Source organism: Streptomyces racemochromogenes (assembly GCF_044129415.1).
Classification (GTDB): domain Bacteria; phylum Actinomycetota; class Actinomycetes; order Streptomycetales; family Streptomycetaceae; genus Streptomyces; species Streptomyces racemochromogenes_A.
This window is the reverse complement of record NZ_JBBDHD010000124.1, coordinates 1-19,294: the sequence shown is the minus strand read 5'-3', so window position 1 is coordinate 19,294 and position 19,294 is coordinate 1. Positions and strand designations below refer to the sequence as shown.

Genomic DNA, 19,294 nt, shown 5'->3' with positions numbered 1-19,294 from the left:
CTGGACGAGGCCCGCGCCGAGGCCAACCGGCTGCGTACCGAGGCGGCCGAGCAGGCGGACCGGCTCATCACCGAGGCCGCCGCCGAGGCGGAGAAGCTGACGGCACAGGCCGCGGCGACGCTGGCCGCGGCGGAGCGGGATTCGGCCAAGATCCTGGTGGACTCCCGCGCGGAGGGCGACCGGCTGATCGAGGAGACCCGTGCGGCCAACGAGCTGACGGTCGGCGAGGCCGCGGCGGAGGCGGACCGGCTGCGCGCCGAGGCCGCGCAGACCCTGGACGAGGCCCGCGCGGAGGGCGGCCGGATCATCGGCGAGGCGACCGCGGAGGCGGAGCGCGTCACGGCGGCGGCCAACGAGACCCTCGCGAGCGCCGAGCGGGAGGCGGAGCAGACCCTCGACGAGGCGCGCGCGGAGGGCAACCGGCTGCGCACGGAGGCCGCCGAACAGGCGGACCGGCTCATCACCGAGGCGGTGTCGGAGTCGGAGAAGCTCACCGAGCAGACCCGCAAGGACAACGAGCGCACGGTCGGCGAGGCGGCGGGCGAGGCCGAGCGGCTGCGCGCGGAGGCGGCCGAGGCACTGGCTTCGGCGCAGGAGCACGCGACGCGCACCCGTTCCGAGGCGGAGCGGGTCAAGGCGGAGGCCGCGACCGAGGCGGACCGTACCCGTACGCAGGCCCGCGAGGAGGCCGAGCGGGCGCTGGACGAGGCGCGCGAGGAGGCCAACAAGCGCCGCCGCGAGGCCGCGGAGCAGGTGGACCGGCTCATCACGGAGGCGGCGGCGGAGGCCGACAAGCTGACCTCCGACGCGGGCCGGCAGGCCCTGGCCGCCACGACGGCGGCCGAGGAGCAGGCCGACGCGATGGTGGACGCGGCGCGCAAGGAGGCCGCGCGGATCACCTCCGAGGCGACCGTCGAGGGGAACTCCCTGGTGGAGAAGGCCCGTACGGACGCCGACGAGTTGCTGGTCGGGGCGCGCAGCGACGCCGCGGCGATAAGGGAGCGGGCGGAGGAGCTGCGGGCTCGCGTCGAGTCCGAGGTCGAGGAGCTGCACGAGCGTGCCCGCCGGGAGTCGGCGGAGCAGATGAAGTCGGCCGGGGAGCGCGTGGACAAGCTGGTCCGTGCGGCGACCGAGCAGAGCGCCGAGGCGGAGGCGAAGGCCAAGGAGCTGGTGTCGGACGCGAGCAGCGAGGCGAGCAAGGTCCGCATCGCGGCCGTGCGCAAGGCCGAGACGCTGCTCAAGGAGGCCGAGCAGAAGAAGGCGGAGCTGTCGCGGCAGGCCGAGAACGTGCTGGCGGAGGCCCAGGCCGAGGCCGAGCGGCTGGTCGACGAGGGCCGGCGCGAGCTGGAGGTGCTGGTGCGCAGGCGCGAGGACATTCAGGCCGAGATCTCCCGTGTCCAGGACGTTCTTGAGGCGTTGGAATCATTCGAGGCACCTTCGGGTGGCGGGAAGCCCGCTTTGGGCGGCCAGGGCGCGGGGGGCGTGAAGGCCGGCGCATCGGCGGGGTCCACCCGTTCGGGTGGCAAGGCGTCGGAGGGGTAGTCAGAACGCAGGACGTGTGCTTCTGAGGGAGGTTCAGTCGAAGGAGTGACAATCATTCCGTCGCCTTGCCACTCAAAAGGGGTGTCATTGTCCAGGGCAAATGCGGATTGACTCGATGACACGCCGTCCGGGCGCCTAGGATTCCCCTCAACACCTCACGTAGCACCTCATCGGTCTCATTCGACAGGAACCCCATGAGCGACACTTCCTCCCCCTTCGGCTTCGAGCTCGTGCGGCGTGGTTACGACCGCGGTCAGGTGGACGACCGCATTACCAAGCTGGTCTCCGACCGCGACAGCGCCCTCGGCCGTATCAACGCCCTGGAAAAGCGGATCGAGGAGCTGCACCTCGAAACGCAGAACGCGCAGGCCCAGGTGAGCGACGCGGAGCCGTCGTACGCCGGGCTCGGCGCCCGCGTCGAGAAGATCCTGCGGCTGGCCGAGGAGGAGGCGAAGGACCTGCGCGAGGAGGCCCGTCGCGCGGCCGAGCAGCACCGTGAGCTGGCCGAGTCCGCCGCGCAGCAGGTGCGCAACGACGCCGAGTCGTTCGCGGCGGACCGGAAGTCGAAGGCGGAGGACGAGGGCGTCCGCATCGTCGAGAAGGCGAAGGGGGACGCCGCCACCCTGCGCGCCGAGGCCCAGAAGGACGCCGCCTCCAAGCGCGAGGAGGCCGACGCGCTCTTCGAGGAGACCCGCGCCAAGGCGGCCCAGGCCGCCGCGGACTTCGAGACCAACCTGGCCAAGCGTCGCGAGCAGTCCGAGCGCGACCTGGCCTCGCGTCAGCAGAAGGCCGAAAAGCGCCTTGCGGAGATCGAGCACCGCGCCGAACAGCTGCGCCTGGAGGCCGAGAAGCTCCGTACGGACGCCGAGCGCCGGGCCCGTCAGACCGTGGAGACCGCGCAGCGCCAGGCCGAGGACATCGTCGCCGACGCCAACGCCAAGGCCGACCGCATCCGCAGCGAGTCCGAGCGCGAGCTGGCGGCGCTCACCAACCGCCGCGACTCCATCAACGCCCAGCTGACCAACGTCCGCGAGATGCTGGCGACGCTGACCGGTGCGGCCGTGGCCGCCGCCGGCTCCCCGATCGACGACGAGCCGGTCACCCGCGGAGTGCCGGCGCAGCAGAGCCGCTAGCAACTCCCGTACGCCCGCGTGCGGATACACCCCCGTACGCACGCGGACCTACTCGCTGGTAGCCCCAAATCGGGCATCCCGGGCCGTACATCACCTTTCGAGGTGGCGTACGGCCCTGCGGCGTTCTAGCGTGGCCGCATGATCGAGCTAGAGGGCCTCACGAAACGATTCGGCGCGAAAACCGCCGTGGACCACCTCAGCTTCCAGGTCAAACCGGGGGCGGTGACCGGCTTCCTCGGCCCGAACGGGGCGGGGAAATCGACCACCATGCGCATGATGCTCGACCTCGACCATCCGACCAGCGGCACGGTGCGGATCGACGGGAAGCACTACCGGGACCTCAAGGAACCGCTGAAACACATCGGAGCGCTGCTGGACGCCAAGGCCATGCACGGCGGCCGCAGCGCCTACAACAACCTGCTCTGCCTCGCCCAGTCGAACCGGATCCCCACGAGCCGGGTGGGCGAGGTGCTGGACCTGGTCGGACTGACCCCGGTGGCACGGAAGAAGTCGAAAGGATTTTCGCTCGGAATGGGCCAGCGGCTGGGAATCGCCGCCGCGCTGCTGGGCGATCCACAGATCCTCATGTTCGACGAACCCGTCAATGGTCTGGACCCCGAGGGAATTCTCTGGATCCGCAATCTTATGAAGGGTCTGGCGTCAGAGGGAAGGACGATCTTCGTCTCCTCCCATCTGATGAGCGAAATGGCGCTCACCGCAGACCATTTGGTGGTCATCGGACAGGGAAAGCTCCTCGCCGACTTGTCCATGGCCGATTTCATCCACCGGAACTCCCGCAGTTACGTACGCCTGCGCTCGCCGCAGCAGGAACGCCTCAAGGACGTCCTGCACGAGGCCGGCATCGACGCGATCAGCGTCCCCGCCACGGGCGCCCTGGAAATCGACGGCGTCCCGAGCGAGCGCCTCGGCGAACTCGCCGCCCAGCACCAGATCGTGCTGCACGAACTCAGCCCCCAACGGGCTTCACTGGAGGAAGCGTTCATGCGCATGACGGCGGACTCCGTCGAATACCACGCCCACGCGCCCCGACAGGGCGGTGAGTGACCGTGGCCTCCTTCCCCGCCGTCCTGCGGTCGGAGTGGACGAAGATCCGCACCGTGGCCTCGACCACCTGGACCCTGGCCTCGGCCCTGGTCGTCACGGTCGGGCTCGGCGCACTGCTGTGCTCCTTCACCGCCTCCCGCTTCACGGACATGACCCCCGCCGAGAAGCTCACCTTCGACCCGATCATGATCAGCTTCGCGGGAATGTCCCTCGGCCAGCTCGCCATGATCGTCTTCGGTGTCCTGGTCGTCGGCACCGAGTACGGCACGGGCATGATCCGCACCTCGCTGGCCGCCGTGCCGCGCCGCGGGAGCCTCCTGCTCGGCAAGCTCACCGCCGCCACCGCCCTCGCCCTGGCCGTCGGCCTGGCCACCAGCTTCCTGTCCTTCTTCCTCGGCCAGGCGATCCTGGGCGACCACGGCGCCGGCCTCGGCCGGGAGCACGCCCTGCGCGCGGTGATCGGCGCCGGCCTCTACATGGCCCTGATCGCGCTCTTCTCGATGGGCGTCACCACCGTCCTGCGCAGCTCGATCCTGGCCCTGGGCATCCTGATGCCGTTCTTCTTCCTGATCTCGAACATCCTCCACGCCTTCGCCTCGACCCGGAAGGTCGCCCAGTACTTCCCGGACCAGGCCGGCTCCAAGATCATGGAAACCGTCCCGGACGCCGTGAACCAGGTCCAGGCCCCCTACGGCCCGTGGGGCGGGCTCGGCATCATGCTCCTGTGGGTCCTCGCCGCCGTCGCCGGCGGCTACCTCGTCCTGCGGAAGCGGGACGCCTGACGCGCGGGTCCGTCGCGAGGCGGACGCCGCACGTACTACGGGAAAACCCCGGGCCGGATCTCAGGGACAGCTCAGGGATCCGGCCCCGGCGGGAACCGGACACGGCTCGATATCCTCTTAGGAGACAGACGGGCGAGAGCCGTCCGGGGCCGGCAAGGGGCAGCAGGATGATCGAGGCAGTCGGCCTGACGAAGCGTTTCGGCGCCAAGACCGCGGTCGACGAGCTGTCCTTCCAGGTCAAACCCGGGCATGTGACCGGCTTCCTCGGGCCCAACGGCTCCGGCAAGTCGACCACCATGCGCATGATCCTCGGACTGGACCGGCCCACCTCGGGCCGGGTCACGATCAACGGCCTCCCCTTCCGGGAGCTGCCCAACGCCCAGCGGCACGTCGGCGCCCTGCTCGACGCCAAAGCCGTGCACGGCGGCCGCCGCGCCCGTACGCACCTGCTGTCCATCGCCCAGCTCTCCGGGATCCCCGAGAAGCGGGTGGACGAGGTCCTCGGCGTGGTCGGCCTCCAGGCCGCGGCCCGCCAGCGGACCAAGGGCTTCTCGCTCGGCATGGGCCAGCGGCTCGGCATCGCCGCCGCCCTGCTCGGCGACCCCCAGGTGCTGCTCTTCGACGAACCGGTCAACGGTCTCGACCCCGAGGGCATCCTCTGGGCCCGCAACCTGATGCGGCAGCTCGCCGCCGAGGGCCGCACCGTCTTCGTCTCCTCGCACCTGATGAGCGAGATGGCCCTGACCGCCGACCACCTGATCGTCATCGGCCGGGGCCGGCTCCTGGCCGACATGAGCACGCAGGACTTCATCACGCACAACTCGGCCGGATTCGCGCGGGTCCGCGCCGCCGGCGGGGACCCCGGCGACAGCCGGACCCTGGCGACCGCCCTGACCGGGGCGGGCGGCCGGGTGCTCCAGGAGCCCGACGGGGCACTGCGCGTCACCGGGCTGGAGCTCCCGCGGATCAGCGAGCTGGCGCACACGGCCGGCATACGGCTGTGGGAGCTGTCCCCGCACCGGGCCTCGCTGGAGGAGGCCTACATGCGGATGACCCAGGCCTCCGTCGAGTACACCTCGACCGACGATCCGCGCGCCGAGCTGTGGGAGCCCGAGCCGCTGACCGTCCCCGCGTGGGAGGACGAGACCCCGGCGGCCGTCGCTCCCGAGACGGCGGCGAGCTTCTTCGCTCCCCCGCCCCCGGGATCCGAGCGGCGGCCCTTCCTGATGCCGGGCACCGCCGCCGATCTGGCCCCCTCCCCCCAGCCCACCCCCGAGGACCCCCGATGACCACCACCCCCGCCGGGAAGCCGACGGCGAGCACGACCGCGCCGGACGGGGCCGCGCCCGAGGGGCACGCGCCGGACGGGCCCGGCCCCTACAGCTCGCCGCTGCCCACCCCCCGGCCGCACCTGGGGCACGCGCTGGCCTCGGAGTGGACCAAGCTGACCTCCGTGCGCTCCACCCTGTGGACGCTCGGCTCCCTCGTGGGCCTGGTCGTCGGCGTCGGGATGCTGGCCGTGTTCCAGACCGCGTCCCGGGACTACGAGAACCTTCCTTACCCGGCGCCGGCCCTCTTCGGGCTGATGGTCGGGCAGATCGCCGTGATCGTGCTCGGCGTGCTGACGATCTCCTCCGAGTACGGCACGGGCCTGATCCGCACCACGCTCACCGCCGCCCCCGACCGGCTGCGGGTGCTCACCGCGAAGTACCTGGTGTTCGGCGCCGTCGCCTTCACCACCATCGCCTGCTCGGTGGGGTTCGTCGGCCTCTGGGCGGCGATCCTGCACGACGGGCCCGCCGCCGGGCCGCACGGCCTCGCCGAGTGGGCGGGCGCACTGGCCGGCTGCTTCTACGTGACCCTGCTGGGCCTGCTCGCGCTGGCCGTCGGGGCGCTGGTGCGGCACTCGGCGGGCGCCATCGCGGTGATGCTCGGTGTGGTCACCATGCCCCCGGTGCTCGGGTCGATACTGATGGTCTGGCCCGTGACGAACGCGGTCGGCGGGGTGGTCCTGCGCTACAACGCGCCGGTCGGGCTGTTCCAGCTCTTCGGCGTGCAGGACGGCGGCATCAACGGGACGACGATGCCGAGCGCCCTGGCCCAGGTCGCGCTGCTGGTCGTGGTGACGGCGGGCGCCGTCACCGCCTCCTACGCCGTCGTCGGCCGCCGGGACGTCTGAGCGCCGGCGGGTCAGTACCGCGGGGCGTTGCGGGACCGCTGCACCTTGGAGGTGCGGCGGTCCTTCGCGTTCCAGCAGGCCTTGTGCCAGTGCCGGCGGTCGTCGACGCCGCCGTACTCGGGCCACGCCACCAGGTGCGGGGTGCCCGAGGGGATCTCCTGGTCGCAGCCCGGGCAGCGGTAGCGCTTGCCCGCCGCGCTGGCCCCCGCGACGTGCCGGACCTTCCACTCCTCGCCCAGGTACTCCTCGGTGCGCTCCAGTCCGTACCGGTCGTATCCGGAGCCGGGCCGTTCGTCCGGGGTCTCTCCGCCCCGGGGGCGGTTGTGGCGCGGTGACACGTATACCTCACGAAGGGGCGGCGGGCAGTGACTTTCCCCCAGACTACGCGCCGGGAGACGGGGTACCCGCAGGGTGTCCGGTGGAGGTTCTCATCCGAACGGAACTGGCCCGACTATCTCAATAACTTTCCTGTCAGGCCGTGCCTTTGGCACGTGTCAGACGTTGTTGCCAGCAGACGTTGATGCCATCAACGAGCAACGAGCCGGTCCACCTGGGGGAGGCCGCGCCAGCCGCGAGGAGGCTAAGGGCGATGCGCGTAGGAGCGTTTGTACTGGCGGCCCAGTTCCCGGGCCAGGGACAGGGGGAGGCGCTGCACCGGGCGGTGCGGACCGCCGAGGTGGCGGAGGAGGCCGGGCTCGACTCGGCCTGGCTCGCCGAGCACCACTTCGTCCCGTACGGGGTCTGCCCGTCGGCGGTGACGCTGGCGGCGCTGCTGCTGGGCCGGACCCGGCGGCTGCGGGTGGGGACGGCGGTGAGCGTGCTGCCGAACACGCACCCGGTGGCCCTCGGGGAGCAGGCGGCCCTGCTCCACGTCACCTCCGGGGGCCGGTTCACCCTGGGGGTGGGGCGGGGCGGCCCCTGGGTGGACCTGGAGGTGTTCGGCGGCGGGCTCGACGCGTACGAGAACCGGTTCCCGGAGGACCTCGACCTGCTGCGGCGCTGGCTGGCCGAGCCCCGGGTGGGGGCGGCGGGCGAGCGGTACGGCTTCCGCGAGGTGGCCGTCGTACCGCGCCCGGCGCAGGCGCTGGACGGCGACGGGACGGGGCCGGAAGTGATCGTCGCCTGCACCTCCCCCGAGTCGGTGCGGACGGCCGCGCGGCGCGGGCTGCCGATGCTGCTGGGCATGCACTGCGGGGACGAGGACAAGGCGGGGATGGTCGCGCTCTGGCGCGAGACCGCGCTGGCGGCGGGGCACGCCCCGGAGGCCGTACGGGCGGCCGGGCACGTGTCGGCCGGGGTGTGCCAGCTGGCGGACCGAACGGAGGACGCCCGCGAGACCCTGTTGAAGGCCATGCCCGGCTGGCTGCGGCAGGGCCTCGACGCGCACGTGACGGTGGACGGCCGGCACCGCGCGATGCGCGACCCCCACGCCTATACGGAGCTGTTGTGCGACCTGCACCCGGTCGGCACGCCCGAGCTGGCGGCGGACCGGCTGGCGGCCACCGCCGAGCGCACGGGCATCACGCGCTTCGCCCTGCTGGCGGAGGGCTCCGGAGACCTTGCCGCGACGGAGGAGAACGTCCGGCGTCTCGGCGCGGAGGTACTCCCCCTGCTCGCCCGACCGTCGGCCTGATCGCCGGCCCGTACGGCCTGGGCTGCCGCTCCTGTGTCAGTCGCACCTCCCGCGACACGGAGCGGCAGCGGAGTACCGGTCCTGCTAGCAGTCGCGCAGTTCGGGCGACTGGTTGAGCAGCTGGCCGCGGATCGAGGTGAACTTGGCCAGTCGGTCGTCCACCGAGGGGTCCAGCGGGAAGACCGCCACGCGGTGGCAGTTCTGGAAGGCCAGGCGCACCCCGAAGTGCCTCTGCAGCGCACCCCGTATCGCGTCACTCGCGAGCGCGCGCAGCAGCTGGCCGCGCGCCTGCTCGTCCGGCGGCGGCGTCTGGTTGTCGGCGAACTCTCCGCCCTCAACCTCCAGCTGGGCCGTCAACGAGCTGATCATCTCCCATGCGTAAGGCAGGGAGGTCCGGACGCAGTCGACGAAGGCGGCTTCGTCGACCTCGCCTCGCTCGGCCTGTTCGAGTAGGGCCGGTGAGACGTCGAGCGACATGGGTTCTCCTCTCGTGACCCCGGCGTCTTGGGTCGCCGGAGTCCTACGGGCAGGGAAGGAGGCCGCGACGCAGTGTGCACGCTCGGCAACCTCCTGCTCACCACGGTAGGCGCCCGCCGGGTGGCGCACCAGGAGAATGCGCATACAACGCGCCATCGGCGAACGGGGCTTTCAGGGGCGAATCGCGTGAAGGCCCGTCGGTCGAGTAGCGTTGCCGACCATGCGTCTCGTCATTGCCCGCTGCTCCGTCGACTACGCGGGTCGGCTCACCGCCCATCTGCCCTCGGCACCCCGTCTGATCCTCGTGAAGGCCGACGGCAGTGTCTCGATCCACGCGGACGACCGGGCGTACAAACCGCTCAACTGGATGTCGCCTCCGTGCACCCTCAAGGAGGGGAGCGGGGACGATGTGAACGTCTGGACCGTCGTCAACAAGGCGGGCGAGAAGCTCATCATCACCATGGAGGAGGTCCTCCACGACTCCTCCCACGAGCTGGGCACCGACCCGGGCCTCATCAAGGACGGCGTGGAGGCGCACCTCCAGGAGCTGCTGGCCGACCGCATCGAGACGCTGGGCGAGGGCTACACCCTGATCCGCCGTGAGTACATGACGGCGATCGGTCCCGTGGACATCCTGTGCCGCGACGCCTCGGGCGCGACGGTGGCGGTGGAGATCAAGCGGCGCGGGGAGATCGACGGCGTCGAGCAGCTGACCCGCTACCTGGAGCTGCTGAACCGCGATCCGCACCTGGCGCCGGTGCGGGGCGTCTTCGCGGCGCAGGAGATCAAGCCGCAGGCGCGGGTCCTGGCCACTGACCGGGGGATGGACTGCGTGGTCCTGGACTACGACGCCCTCCGCGGCATCGAGGACGACAAGCTGCGCCTGTTCTGACGCGCGCGGGGACCGAACGCCGGCGGGGCTGGATCCATCCAGCCCCGCCGGCGTTTTTTTGAGCGCCGGGCGGGCGTCAGTTCGTGGCCGTCGGGGACTGGGGGCCCGGCGTGGTCGGAGTCGACGGTTTCGACGGGGCCGGGTCCGACGGAGAGGGGTCGGACGGGGTCTTCGACGGGGTCGGGGCCGTCGGAGAGCCGACCGGCGTCGACGGGGTCGTGGCGGGCGGGGTGGTCGGCGGCTCGGGAGCGGGCGAGGTGCCCGGGGGCTGCGGAACGGGTGTCCCCGACGGTGTCGCAGACGTGGAAGCCGCCCCACCGCGCCCGGGCTGCGGGCCGGGCGTCCGGCCGGGCCCGGGCGGGGTGACCGGTTCGGCCGCGGGGTCGCCGGCGCCGGTCCCGGGGACCTGGGGGACGCGCGGGGAGACCTTCGCCGAGGGACTCGACGACACCGACGGGGTCTGGGGGGTCTCCGTACCGCCCGGGGCCAGCGTCAGACCGATGACCGTGCCGAGGGCCGCCACGGTGAGCGCCCCGGCCGCCCCGAGCAGCGCCGCGCGGCGGCGGCCCGCCAGGCCGGCCGCCGGGTGCGGGCGGGCGGGGCGCGGCGGCACGGGTGCGGGGGCGGGTGCGGGCGGCGGGAAGGCGTTCCCGAACACCGCCGAGAGGTTCTCCGGGGTCTGCGGGGGTGGCAGCTGGGCCCGGCGGATCACCGGGTTGACCTGCGTGACGGCCTCCGACCCGGGCCCGCGGCGGGCCGTCTCCCCGAGCGGGGCGCCGGAGGCCTTCCGCGCGGACCCGGCCGTGCCCGGCTTCGCCGTGGCCGGCGGGACCGACCCCGCCGGAAGCTTCGCACCCCACACCGACGGCGCCGCCGGGCTCCCCGCACCGGGACCGGCCCCGGCCGCCGCCGAGCCCGCCGCCCCCCGAGCCGCCGAAGGCTCCACGCCCGAAGCCTCCGGGGCACCCGCAGCCGGGCCGGACGCGACCGCCCCGCCCCGCCTCCGCGGAAGCGCCGCGGCCGCCCCAGGCGTCGACGGAGCCGATGAGCCGGCGGCGCCCGCCGTCGAGGGAGCGCCCGCACCGGACGCGACCGCGCCGTCCGGGCCCAGCCGAACCGTCGCAGCCGTCACCGCCGGACCCGGCACACCCGAGGGGGCTGACGGAACCGCCGCACCGGACGCCGGCGACGGCTTGGCGCCCGTGCCCGGGGCGGACGGGACCGCCCCGTCCAGGTCCAGCGGCACCGTCGCGGCCGTCGCCGACAGGCCCGGTACACCCGCGGCCGTCGCACCGGCCGTCCGCGAGGCCGGCGGAGCGGCCTCGCGCCGGCTCGGCGAGGCCTTCGCACCCGCGGCCGCCCGGCCACCCGTAGCGGGGTCGGACGGGACCGCCCCCTCCAGGTCCAGGGGCACCGTCACCGCCGTCGCCGACAGGGCCGGTACGCCCCCGGCCGACGGGGCATCCGTGCCCGGGGCGGACGGGGCCGTCCCCTCCAGGTCCAGCCGAACCGTCGCGGCCGTCGCGGCCGTCGCCGAGGGGCCGGTGACGCCGAGGGCCGACGGGCGGGGCCCGTCCAGGGCCGCCGTCGCCGACAGAACCGGGGCCGGCGGGGCCTCCAGGCGCAGGGGCGGGGAGGGCCGCGAGCCCAGCGCCTCCCGGTCGGTGACCAGCGCCAGCGCCCGCCGCCCGGCGACCGTCCCGCGCTTGTCCGCGAGCGCGCCGCGCAGCCCGATCGAGGCCTCCAGCTCGGCCCGCGCCCGGTCCAGCCGGCCCTCGCACAGGGCGAGCACACCCAGCTCGTGGTGGAAGTACGCCTGTTCGGCGACCTCCCCCGCCTTCCGCGCGGCCTCCGCCCCCGCGCGCAGCACCCGTTCCCACGCGTCCCAGTGCAGCGACGCCGCGAACGCCGGAGCGGCCGCCCGGGCCAGGAGTACGGCGGCCACCACATCGGCCCCGGCCAGCGCGGCGAGCACCGCGTCGGCCTCGGCCGCGACCCGCTCCGGGGTGACCGAGGCGTGCCCGGTCCACCAGGCGTAGTGCCGGGCGGCGGTACGGGCCTCCTCGGCGCCGGCGCCTCCGTACCCGGCCTCCTCCAGCTGCCGGGCCACCCCCTCGGCGAGGCGGTAGCGCGGTCCGACGGGTGTGATCAGCCCGCAGCCGAGCAGTTCGGCGACGGCCGCGTCGGCGTGGGTGTCGCCGACCAGCGCCGGCAGGTGCGCGGGGTGCGGGAGTTCCCCGCCCAGCGCGCAGGCGATCCGCAGGGCGGCGCGGGCCGACTCGCTCACCCGGGAGGCCAACAGCTCGGCGGGGGCCGCCGCCTGGGCCAGGGTGGGCAGCGGCACGGGGGCGGCGTCGCGGGGGCGCTCCTCGAAGACCCCGGGCTCCTCGTCCTCGTCCCCGGCGGCGGTCGCGTTCAGCTCGTCGCGCTGCCGCAGCAGCGCGGCCGCCTGGACGAAGCGCAGCGGCAGCCCCTCGGAGGCGAAGCGCAGGTCCCCGGCCCATGCGGTCTCCGCCTCGGTGAGGGGCCGCCCGGTGAGCCGCTCCAGCAGCCGGGTGCATCCGGTGCGGCCGAGGCCGCCGAGGACGACCTCCTCCAGGGGGGAGTCGTCGGAGGGGGACTTGGCGTCGGGGGTGGCGGCCAGGACGTAGGCGCACTCGGGGGTGGCGCGCAGCAGCTCGTCCAGCGCGGGGCCGCTCAGCTCCAGGTCGTCGAGGAGCACGATGGCTCCGATCTCACGGACCCGTGCGAGCAGGGCCGTACGGTCGGGGCGGCGGCCCTCGGTGGCGTACACGGCCGAGTAGAGGGCGTGGAGCAGCTCGGCCGGCTGCTGGCGGCCGTACCCGCTGAGCCGGACCACGCCGTCGGGCGCGAGGCCGGCGCAGGCCCGGGCGACTTCGTCGAGCAGGGCGGTGCGGCCGGATCCGGCGGGCCCGGTCAGCCGTACGGAGCGGCCGCGCTGGAGCATCCGTACGAGCCGCTCCTGCTCCTCGTCGCGCTCCAGGAGCGGGCGGCGGGTGACGGGCGCAACGGGGGGCCGTGCGGCGGCGTCACGGGCGGCGCGGGAGGCGGCGTCGCGCTTCCCGGGGCGGCGGCCGGCGTCGGCGCCGGGCCGGTGGGGCTCGATCTCGCTGCCGTCGACGGGGTTGACGGTGACGGTGAACTCCCCGGCGGTCAGGGTGACGACCCGTGCGGGCGCGGCGGGAAGCCCCGGCCCCCCGCCGACGGCCCCGCCGGCTATGGCCGCACCGCCCACCGGTGTTCCCCCGGCCGAGGTGCCGTCGCCGGACCCGCCGACGGCAGGGGCACCGGCTGACGGCCCGGCGGGGGACGCATCCGCGCCCGTACCGGCGGCCGCCGGGCCGGGAGGCGCGCCGGCAGCCGAGGCCCCGGCGGACGACCGGTCGGCCCGCCCGCCGACGGCCGGCGTACCGGCGGGTGAGCGGTCGGAGGGCGTACCGGCGGCCGGCCGGCCGCCGGTCAGGGCCTCCGTGCCGGCGTCGGGGCCGGGAGCGCCGGCGTCGGGGGCGGCGGGGCCGAGGGGGGCCGTGCCGGGGGCGTCGGCCGTCGGGGGCCGGGGCGAACGGCGGCGGTCGGCCGGGGTGCGCCTCGCGGCTGCCGCAGCGGCCTCGGCTCCGGGCCGGAGGCCCTCCCCGGGCTTCCCCTGTGTACGGTCCATGACCACGTCCCCCCGCCTCGCGTCGCGCGCTCCGTCGCCGTCTTCCCTGCCGCCCGGCCTCGCTCGCGCCGCTCGTCGCCACTGGTCCGGTTTCCGCCCGACCCTAAACGCTGCCGGGTCGCGTCGGTACCGCAGGGGTGCCTCCACCATAGGACCGTTACGTTTCCCGCCCGTCCGTGCGGAATCCGGAACTCCGCGACCTTCGGGCGGTATCCGCGCTCAGTCCTTGCGGCCGGTCGCGGCGACGGCGACGCCGAGGCCGATCATCGTCAGCCCGCCGACCCCGCCGACGAGGGAGAGCCGGCGCGGCGAGCCGGTGAACCAGCTCCGGGTGGTGGCGGCGACCAGCCCCCACACGCTGTCGGACACGATCGCGATGAGGTTGAAGACCAGGCCGAGCAGGAGCATCTGGAGGACCACACCGCCCCGCTCCCGGTCCACGAACTGCGGCAGCACGGCGGCGAAGAAGACGATCGTCTTGGGGTTGGCCACGCCGACCACGAACCCCTCCCCCAGCGTCCGCAGCCCGCCGTGCGCGACCGGGGCCGTCTCGGCGAGGGCCGCCTGGAGGGAGCCGCGCCGACGCACGGCCTTGACGCCCAGGTACACCAGGTAGGCGGCGCCGACCAGCTTCAGCGCGGTGAAGACGAGGACCGAACGCTCGACGACCGACCCGACCCCGAGGGCCACGGCCACCACGAGCACGTACGCGCCCAGCGTGTTCCCGGCCACCGTCGTCAGCGCGGCCCGGCGACCCTGCGCGAGGGCCCGGCCGATCACGAAGAGCACGCTCGGGCCGGGGATGACGATCAGCAGGAACGACATGGCCGCGAAGGCCGGCAGTCTGTCGGTGGACACCATGCGTCCATGTAAACCGAGGCCGGTCCGCCCCCGCAGCCCCTTTTTCCCCAGCCCCGCAGCCCGCGCAGCCCGCGCCCCGCCGCACGCCCACCGGCGCCGGGCCCGCCCCGGATCAGACCCGGGGCAGGGACTCCGCTTCCAGCCCGCCCTCGATCGCGAGGATGCGGTGCAGCCGGGTGGCGACGAGCAGCCTCTGCATCCGGTCGGGCACCCCGCGCAGGACCAGCCGCCGGCCGGTCCGGCCGGCCCGCCGGTGGGCTCCCATGATCACGCCGAGTCCGGTCGCGTCCCAGGAGTCGAGTCCGGTCAGGTCGAGCACGAGGTCGCCGTGGCCGTCGTCGAGGGCGGTGTGGAGGGCCGTACGGGCGTCCGCCGCGCTGCGCACGTCGAGGCGGCCCCCGACAGCGAGTTCGGCGTGGTCGCCCCTGATGTGCATGTGTGCTCCCCGGCTGTACTGCGTGCTTGTGGTCCGACGGGTCCGTGGCGGCTCATGGTCGGCGTCGGCTCGTGGTCGGCAACTCTCACCGCAACTGACTGCCGCGCGGGCGGTGAAGTTGCCGACCGTGAGCGAACCGATACCTAATTCACCCCGTAGGGTGCGGGGATTCGAACGGCCGTGCTCAGTGCTTGTAGAAGCCCTGGCCGCTCTTGCGGCCGATGTCGCCCGCGTCGACCATGCGGCGCATGAGCTCCGGCGCGGCGAACTTCTCGTCCTGCGACTCGGTGTAGATGTTGCTGGTGGCGTGCAGCAGGATGTCCACGCCCGTGAGGTCGGCCGTGGCCAGCGGGCCCATGGCGTGCCCGAAGCCCAGCTTGCAGGCGATGTCGATGTCCTCGGCGGTGGCCACGCCCGATTCGTAGAGCTTCGCGGCCTCGACGACGAGGGCGGAGATCAGGCGGGTGGTGACGAAGCCGGCGACGTCGCGGTTGACGACGATGCAGGTCTTGCCGACCGACTCGGCGAACGCCCGGGCGGCCGCGAGGGTTTCGTCGCTCGTCTTGTAGCCGCGGACCAGCTCGCAGAGCTGCATCATCGGGACGGGCGAGAAGAAGTGCGCACCGACCACCCGCTCCGGGCGCTTGGTGACCGCGGCGATCTTGGTGATCGGGATGGCGGAGGTGTTGGAGGCCAGGACGGTGTCCTCGCGGACCAGCTCGTCCAGGGTGCGGAAGATCTCGTGCTTGACCTCGATCTTCTCGAAGACGGCCTCGACGACGATGTCCACGTCGGCGACCGCGTCGAAGTCGGTGGTCGTGGTGATGCGGGCGAGGGCCGCCTCGGCGTCCTCCGCCGTCATCTTGCCCTTGGAGACGAACTTGTCGTACGAGGCCTTGATCCCGTCGGTGCCCCGGGTCAGCGCGGCGTCGGTGACGTCCCGCAGGACGACGTCCCAACCCGCCTGAGCGGAGACCTGAGCGATCCCGGAACCCATCAGTCCCGCGCCGATGACGGCGAGCTTCCCAGCCACTGCACACCCCTCGTTGTTCTCAGTACGACCCGGCCTCGTAGCCTCTCCGGCGGAGACTAGCGTCCGTGAGGGGCCCAGTGACCGCGAAGTAACACGCGTCACGTCTCAGATGACGGACATCACACCGACACGGCCCAGCAGTGCGCGGGCCGCCCGCAGTTGGCCCGCACTACCCTGGCGGCATGGTGAACCTCACGCGCATCTACACCCGCACCGGCGACCAGGGCACGACCGCCCTGGGCGACATGAGCCGTACGCGCAAGACGGACCTGCGGATCTCCGCGTACGCCGACGCCAACGAGGCCAACGCCGCCATCGGGACGGCGATCGCGCTGGGGGCGCTGCCGGAGGAGGTCGTCAAGGTCCTGGTCCGCGTCCAGAACGACCTGTTCGACGTGGGCGCCGACCTGTGCACCCCGGTGGTGGAGGACCCGCAGTACCCGCCGCTGCGGGTGGAGCAGTTCTACGTCGACCGGCTGGAGGCGGACTGCGACGTCTTCAACGAGCGGCTGGAGAAGCTCCGCAGCTTCATCCTCCCGGGCGGCACCCCCGGCGCCGCGCTCCTGCACCAGGCCTGCACGGTGGTCCGTCGGGCGGAGCGCTCGACGTGGGCGGCACTGGAGGTGCACGGCGAGGTGATGAACCCGCTGACGGCCACCTACCTCAACCGCCTGTCGGACCTCCTGTTCATCCTGGCCCGCACGGCCAACAAGGAACTCGGCGACGTCCTGTGGGTCCCGGGGGGCGAACGCTAGCGGCCGCTGCCGGCCGCTTCCCCCTGGGCGTCCGCGCCGGCCGGGGCCTTGCGCGGCCAGATCGAGTAGGTCGCGGCGACCACGGCCTGGATGCCGAGCACCCGCAGGGCGGCGAACTGCCACGCCTGGAGGCCGCCGGTGTCGGCGGCGTCGCCGACGTACCAGATCCCGGCCTGGAGCAGCCCGAGCGCGACCGCCGCGCCGACGAGGGTACGCGTCCACAGCTTCCACTCGTGGACGGCGCGGGCCTTGCCGTACTTCGTCCCGGGCGGCTTCGGGCCCCCGGCGAGGCGGTGGGCGGCGTGCCGGTCCAGCCACTTCACGGTGTAGTGCCCGTAGCCGACGGTGTAGCCGATGTAGAAGGCCGCGAGCCCGTGCCTCCAGCTCGGCTCGCCGCCGTTCCTCAGGTCGACGAAGGACACCACCAGCAGCGCCAGCTCCAGCAGCGGCTCGCACAGCAGGACGGCGGCGCCGAGCCTCGGCATCCCGGCCAGGTAGCGCAGCGCCAGGCCTCCGGCCAGCAGCACCCAGAACCCGATCTCGCAGGCGGCGATCAGTGCGACGAGCACGGCCCGCCCTCCTTCCCCTCGTGGACTCCCTTCCAGGATTCCGGCGGCCACGCCCCGCCACCTCGTCACCGGTGACGAATCCGCGCTGCATCCTTCGATGTAGCCGCGGCTCCGCCCCACCGCCGACGCCGCGCCGCCGCGCCCCGTGTTGGATGGGACCGTGCAGTCCAGGACCTTCAGCCCGCACCGCGACGACGTGCTCCTCGCGGTCGTCAGCGTGCTCGCCGGTGTGCTGCTGTGGACCGTGGGGGTCTACAGCACCGGCAACCGGCACTTCTTCCCCGCCTGGGCGGCCCTCGTCCCGCTGCTGGCCATCGGGCCGATGGAGCTGCTGCGCCGCACCGCCCCCCGCCTCACCCTGGCCGTCGGCACCGTCGCGGTGGTCGCGGACCAGTTCACCGTGGGCAATCTGGGCACCGTGATCGTCTTCACGGACCTGATGTACGCGGCCGTCGTCTACGGCACACCGGCCATGGCGCGGCGGCTGCCGGTCTCCACCGGCCTGATCACGGTCGTCGTCACCGTCGCCGCCGTGGCCTGGCTGCGCACCCCGCAGTCCCTGATGATCGGCATCGTCACCGGCATCGTGTGCTTCGGCCCGGCCCTGACCGGTGCCACCCTGCGCAACCACCGCGAGGCCGCCGAGGCCGCGCGGCTGCGCGCCGGGCAGACGGCCCTGCTGGCCGAGATGGACCGGACGCAGGCCGTGGCCGCCGAGCGCGCCCGGATGGCCCGCGAGCTGCACGACATGGTCGCCAACCACCTGTCCGCCATCGCCATCCACTCCACCGCCGCGCTCTCCATCGACTCCCCCGCCACCAGCCGCGAGGCGCTCGGGGTGATCCGCGAGAACAGCGTGCAGGGGCTGGCCGAGATGCGCCGGCTGATCGGGCTGCTGCGGGAGGCGGGCGCCGGGCAGGAGGCCGTGCCCGTCCCCTCGCTCGACGGGCTGGAGGCCCTGCTGGAGCAGGCCCGGACGAACGGCGCCGCGAGCGGGCTGGAGTTCGTCCTGCACGACGCACGCCCGGCCGGGCCTCCGCTTCCGGCGCCGGTGGAGCTGGCGGCGTACCGGATCGTCCAGGAGTCCCTGACCAACGCCCTCAAACACGCCGCAGCCGGTTCGGTCGCCGTTCGCGTGGCCCGGGAGGGCGGCCTGCTGACCGTGGCGGTGGACTCCCCGTACGGGGACCGTCCGGGGCCGCGCGCCCCGGGCTCGGGGGCGGGACTGGTCGGCATGCGCGAGCGGGCGCAGCTGCTCGGCGGAAGGTTCACGGCGGGCCCGCGGGGGCCCGTATGGCAGGTGCGGGCGGAGCTGCCCGCGCAGGAGGGGACGGTGGCGGAGTGAGCATCAGGGTCGTGGTGGCCGAGGACCAGCGGGCGGTACGGGCGGGGCTGGTGCTGATCCTGCGCAGTGCGGGCGACATCGAGGTGGTCGGGGAGGCGGCCGACGGCGAGGAGGCGGTGCGCCTGGCCCGGGAGCTGCGGCCGGACCTGGTGCTGATGGACGTGCAGATGCCCCTCCTCGACGGGGTCGAGGCCACCCGGCGGGTGGTCGGGGAGGGGCTGGCCGACGTGCTCGTGCTGACCACCTTCGACCTGGACGAGTACGTGTTCGGGGCGCTGCGGGCGGGGGCGGCGGGCTTCCTGCTGAAGGACACGGACGCGGGCGAGCTGATCGCGGCGGTGCGGACGGTGGCGCGCGGCGAGGGGCTGATCGCCCCGGCGGTGACCCGGCGGCTGATCGCCGAGTTCGCCGCGCCGAAGCCGGTACGGGCGTCCGTACGTCCGGCGACCGCCGCGGCGGTGGAGTCGCTGACGCGGCGCGAACGGGAGGTGCTGGCGGCGCTGGGCGAGGGGCTGTCGAACGCGGAGATCGCCGTCCGGCTGGAGATGGCGGAGGCCACCGCGAAGACGCACGTCAGCAGGCTGCTGGCGAAGCTGGAGCTGCGCAGCCGCGTGCAAGCAGCCGTCCTGGCGCGGGAGTTGGGGCTGTAGAGCACCACCGGAGAGGAGGTCTGGACCTCTTGACGCTTGGTACAGACCTTTCTAGTCTCACCGCAACACTGTGGTGAGCGTGCCATGACAAACGATCGCTTCCGGCGTGCTCACGGGCGGCGCAGGTCCCATCCCCGGTGGGGGGGGGGGGGCCCCCCCCCCCCCCCCCCCCCCCCCCGCCCCCCCCGCGCCCCCCCCCCCCCCCCCCCCCCCCCCCCCCCCCCCCCCCCCCCCCCCCCCCCCCCCCCCCCCCCCCCCCCCCC

At 73.9% G+C, this 19,294-nt stretch carries 16 protein-coding genes and 2 pseudogenes; 11 read left to right on the top strand and 7 right to left on the bottom strand.

Translation table 11 applies throughout. From position 1 onward, the window contains the following. The 6 genes and pseudogenes from WDV06_RS30525 to WDV06_RS30500 form a co-directional block, all read left to right on the top strand. Positions 1 to 1,542: pseudogene (locus WDV06_RS30525) on the top strand (hypothetical protein); the annotation flags it as partial. Positions 1,543 to 1,736: 194 nt separating this feature from the next. Beyond that, positions 1,737 to 2,675 (top strand): coiled-coil domain-containing protein, encoded by a 939-nt coding sequence (locus tag WDV06_RS30520; RefSeq protein WP_079429807.1) that lies wholly within the window; start codon positions 1,737 to 1,739, stop codon positions 2,673 to 2,675. A gap of 138 nt (positions 2,676 to 2,813) precedes the next feature. Beyond that, positions 2,814 to 3,740: an ABC transporter ATP-binding protein gene (locus WDV06_RS30515; protein WP_395513041.1), complete on the top strand. Its 927-nt coding sequence runs from the start codon at positions 2,814 to 2,816 to the stop codon at positions 3,738 to 3,740. Positions 3,741 to 3,742: 2 nt separating this feature from the next. Further along, positions 3,743 to 4,522 (top strand): ABC transporter permease subunit, encoded by a 780-nt coding sequence (locus WDV06_RS30510; RefSeq protein WP_395513040.1) that lies wholly within the window; start codon positions 3,743 to 3,745, stop codon positions 4,520 to 4,522. A gap of 167 nt (positions 4,523 to 4,689) precedes the next feature. Then, the gene (locus WDV06_RS30505; RefSeq protein WP_395513039.1) at positions 4,690 to 5,811 is read left to right on the top strand and encodes an ABC transporter ATP-binding protein; all 1,122 of its coding nucleotides are present in this window, start codon (positions 4,690 to 4,692) and stop codon (positions 5,809 to 5,811) included. Continuing rightward, the gene (locus tag WDV06_RS30500) at positions 5,808 to 6,701 is read left to right on the top strand and encodes an ABC transporter permease (RefSeq protein ID WP_395513038.1); all 894 of its coding nucleotides are present in this window, start codon (positions 5,808 to 5,810) and stop codon (positions 6,699 to 6,701) included. Before WDV06_RS30505 ends, WDV06_RS30500 begins: the two co-directional genes overlap by 4 nt. Before the next feature lie 11 nt (positions 6,702 to 6,712). On the opposite strand, the gene WDV06_RS30495 is transcribed toward WDV06_RS30500, so the two are convergent. Then, positions 6,713 to 7,039, bottom strand: a complete 327-nt coding sequence (locus WDV06_RS30495; protein ID WP_395513037.1) for an ATP/GTP-binding protein — start codon at positions 7,037 to 7,039, stop codon at positions 6,713 to 6,715. A gap of 251 nt (positions 7,040 to 7,290) precedes the next feature. On the opposite strand from WDV06_RS30495, the gene WDV06_RS30490 reads away from it, so the two are divergent. Beyond that, positions 7,291 to 8,334, top strand: coding sequence for an LLM class flavin-dependent oxidoreductase (locus WDV06_RS30490; protein ID WP_395513036.1), 1,044 nt, complete (start codon positions 7,291 to 7,293; stop codon positions 8,332 to 8,334). A gap of 84 nt (positions 8,335 to 8,418) precedes the next feature. Here WDV06_RS30490 and WDV06_RS30485 read toward each other — a convergent pair whose 3' ends face one another. Next, on the bottom strand, positions 8,419 to 8,811 hold the full coding sequence (locus WDV06_RS30485) for an SCO5389 family protein (protein WP_030235830.1): 393 nt from the start codon (positions 8,809 to 8,811) through the stop codon (positions 8,419 to 8,421). 220 nt (positions 8,812 to 9,031) lie between these two features. On the opposite strand from WDV06_RS30485, the gene nucS reads away from it, so the two are divergent. After that, on the top strand, positions 9,032 to 9,703 hold the full coding sequence (gene nucS / locus WDV06_RS30480) for an endonuclease NucS (protein ID WP_395513035.1): 672 nt from the start codon (positions 9,032 to 9,034) through the stop codon (positions 9,701 to 9,703). Positions 9,704 to 11,210: 1,507 nt separating this feature from the next. Here nucS and WDV06_RS37370 read toward each other — a convergent pair. The 4 genes and pseudogenes from WDV06_RS37370 to WDV06_RS30460 form a co-directional block, all read right to left on the bottom strand. Then, positions 11,211 to 12,944, bottom strand: a pseudogene (locus WDV06_RS37370) (ATP-binding protein); the annotation flags it as partial. A 657-nt stretch (positions 12,945 to 13,601) separates the two neighbouring features. Continuing rightward, a complete protein-coding gene (locus tag WDV06_RS30470) occupies positions 13,602 to 14,243 on the bottom strand; it encodes a LysE family translocator (protein ID WP_395513033.1) in 642 nt (213 codons plus the stop codon). A gap of 112 nt (positions 14,244 to 14,355) precedes the next feature. Further along, the gene (locus tag WDV06_RS30465) at positions 14,356 to 14,679 is read right to left on the bottom strand and encodes an STAS domain-containing protein (protein ID WP_344165298.1); all 324 of its coding nucleotides are present in this window, start codon (positions 14,677 to 14,679) and stop codon (positions 14,356 to 14,358) included. A gap of 184 nt (positions 14,680 to 14,863) precedes the next feature. After that, on the bottom strand, positions 14,864 to 15,712 hold the full coding sequence (locus WDV06_RS30460; RefSeq protein WP_395513032.1) for a 3-hydroxyacyl-CoA dehydrogenase family protein: 849 nt from the start codon (positions 15,710 to 15,712) through the stop codon (positions 14,864 to 14,866). Positions 15,713 to 15,894: 182 nt separating this feature from the next. Here WDV06_RS30460 and WDV06_RS30455 point away from each other — a divergent pair, with 182 nt between their 5' ends. Next, positions 15,895 to 16,467, top strand: coding sequence for a cob(I)yrinic acid a,c-diamide adenosyltransferase (locus tag WDV06_RS30455; RefSeq protein ID WP_395513031.1), 573 nt, complete (start codon positions 15,895 to 15,897; stop codon positions 16,465 to 16,467). On the opposite strand, the gene WDV06_RS30450 is transcribed toward WDV06_RS30455, so the two are convergent. Further along, entirely contained in the window at positions 16,464 to 17,036 is a 573-nt protein-coding gene (locus WDV06_RS30450; protein WP_395513030.1) for a hypothetical protein, read from the bottom strand. The genes WDV06_RS30455 and WDV06_RS30450 overlap by 4 nt on opposite strands. Before the next feature lie 160 nt (positions 17,037 to 17,196). Here WDV06_RS30450 and WDV06_RS30445 point away from each other — a divergent pair, with 160 nt between their 5' ends. Further along, a complete protein-coding gene (locus tag WDV06_RS30445) occupies positions 17,197 to 18,381 on the top strand; it encodes a sensor histidine kinase (protein WP_395513029.1) in 1,185 nt (394 codons plus the stop codon). Then, on the top strand, positions 18,378 to 19,031 hold the full coding sequence (locus tag WDV06_RS30440) for a response regulator (protein ID WP_395513028.1): 654 nt from the start codon (positions 18,378 to 18,380) through the stop codon (positions 19,029 to 19,031). The genes WDV06_RS30445 and WDV06_RS30440 overlap by 4 nt, the downstream gene beginning before the upstream one ends. Positions 19,032 to 19,294: the final 263 nt, after the last annotated feature.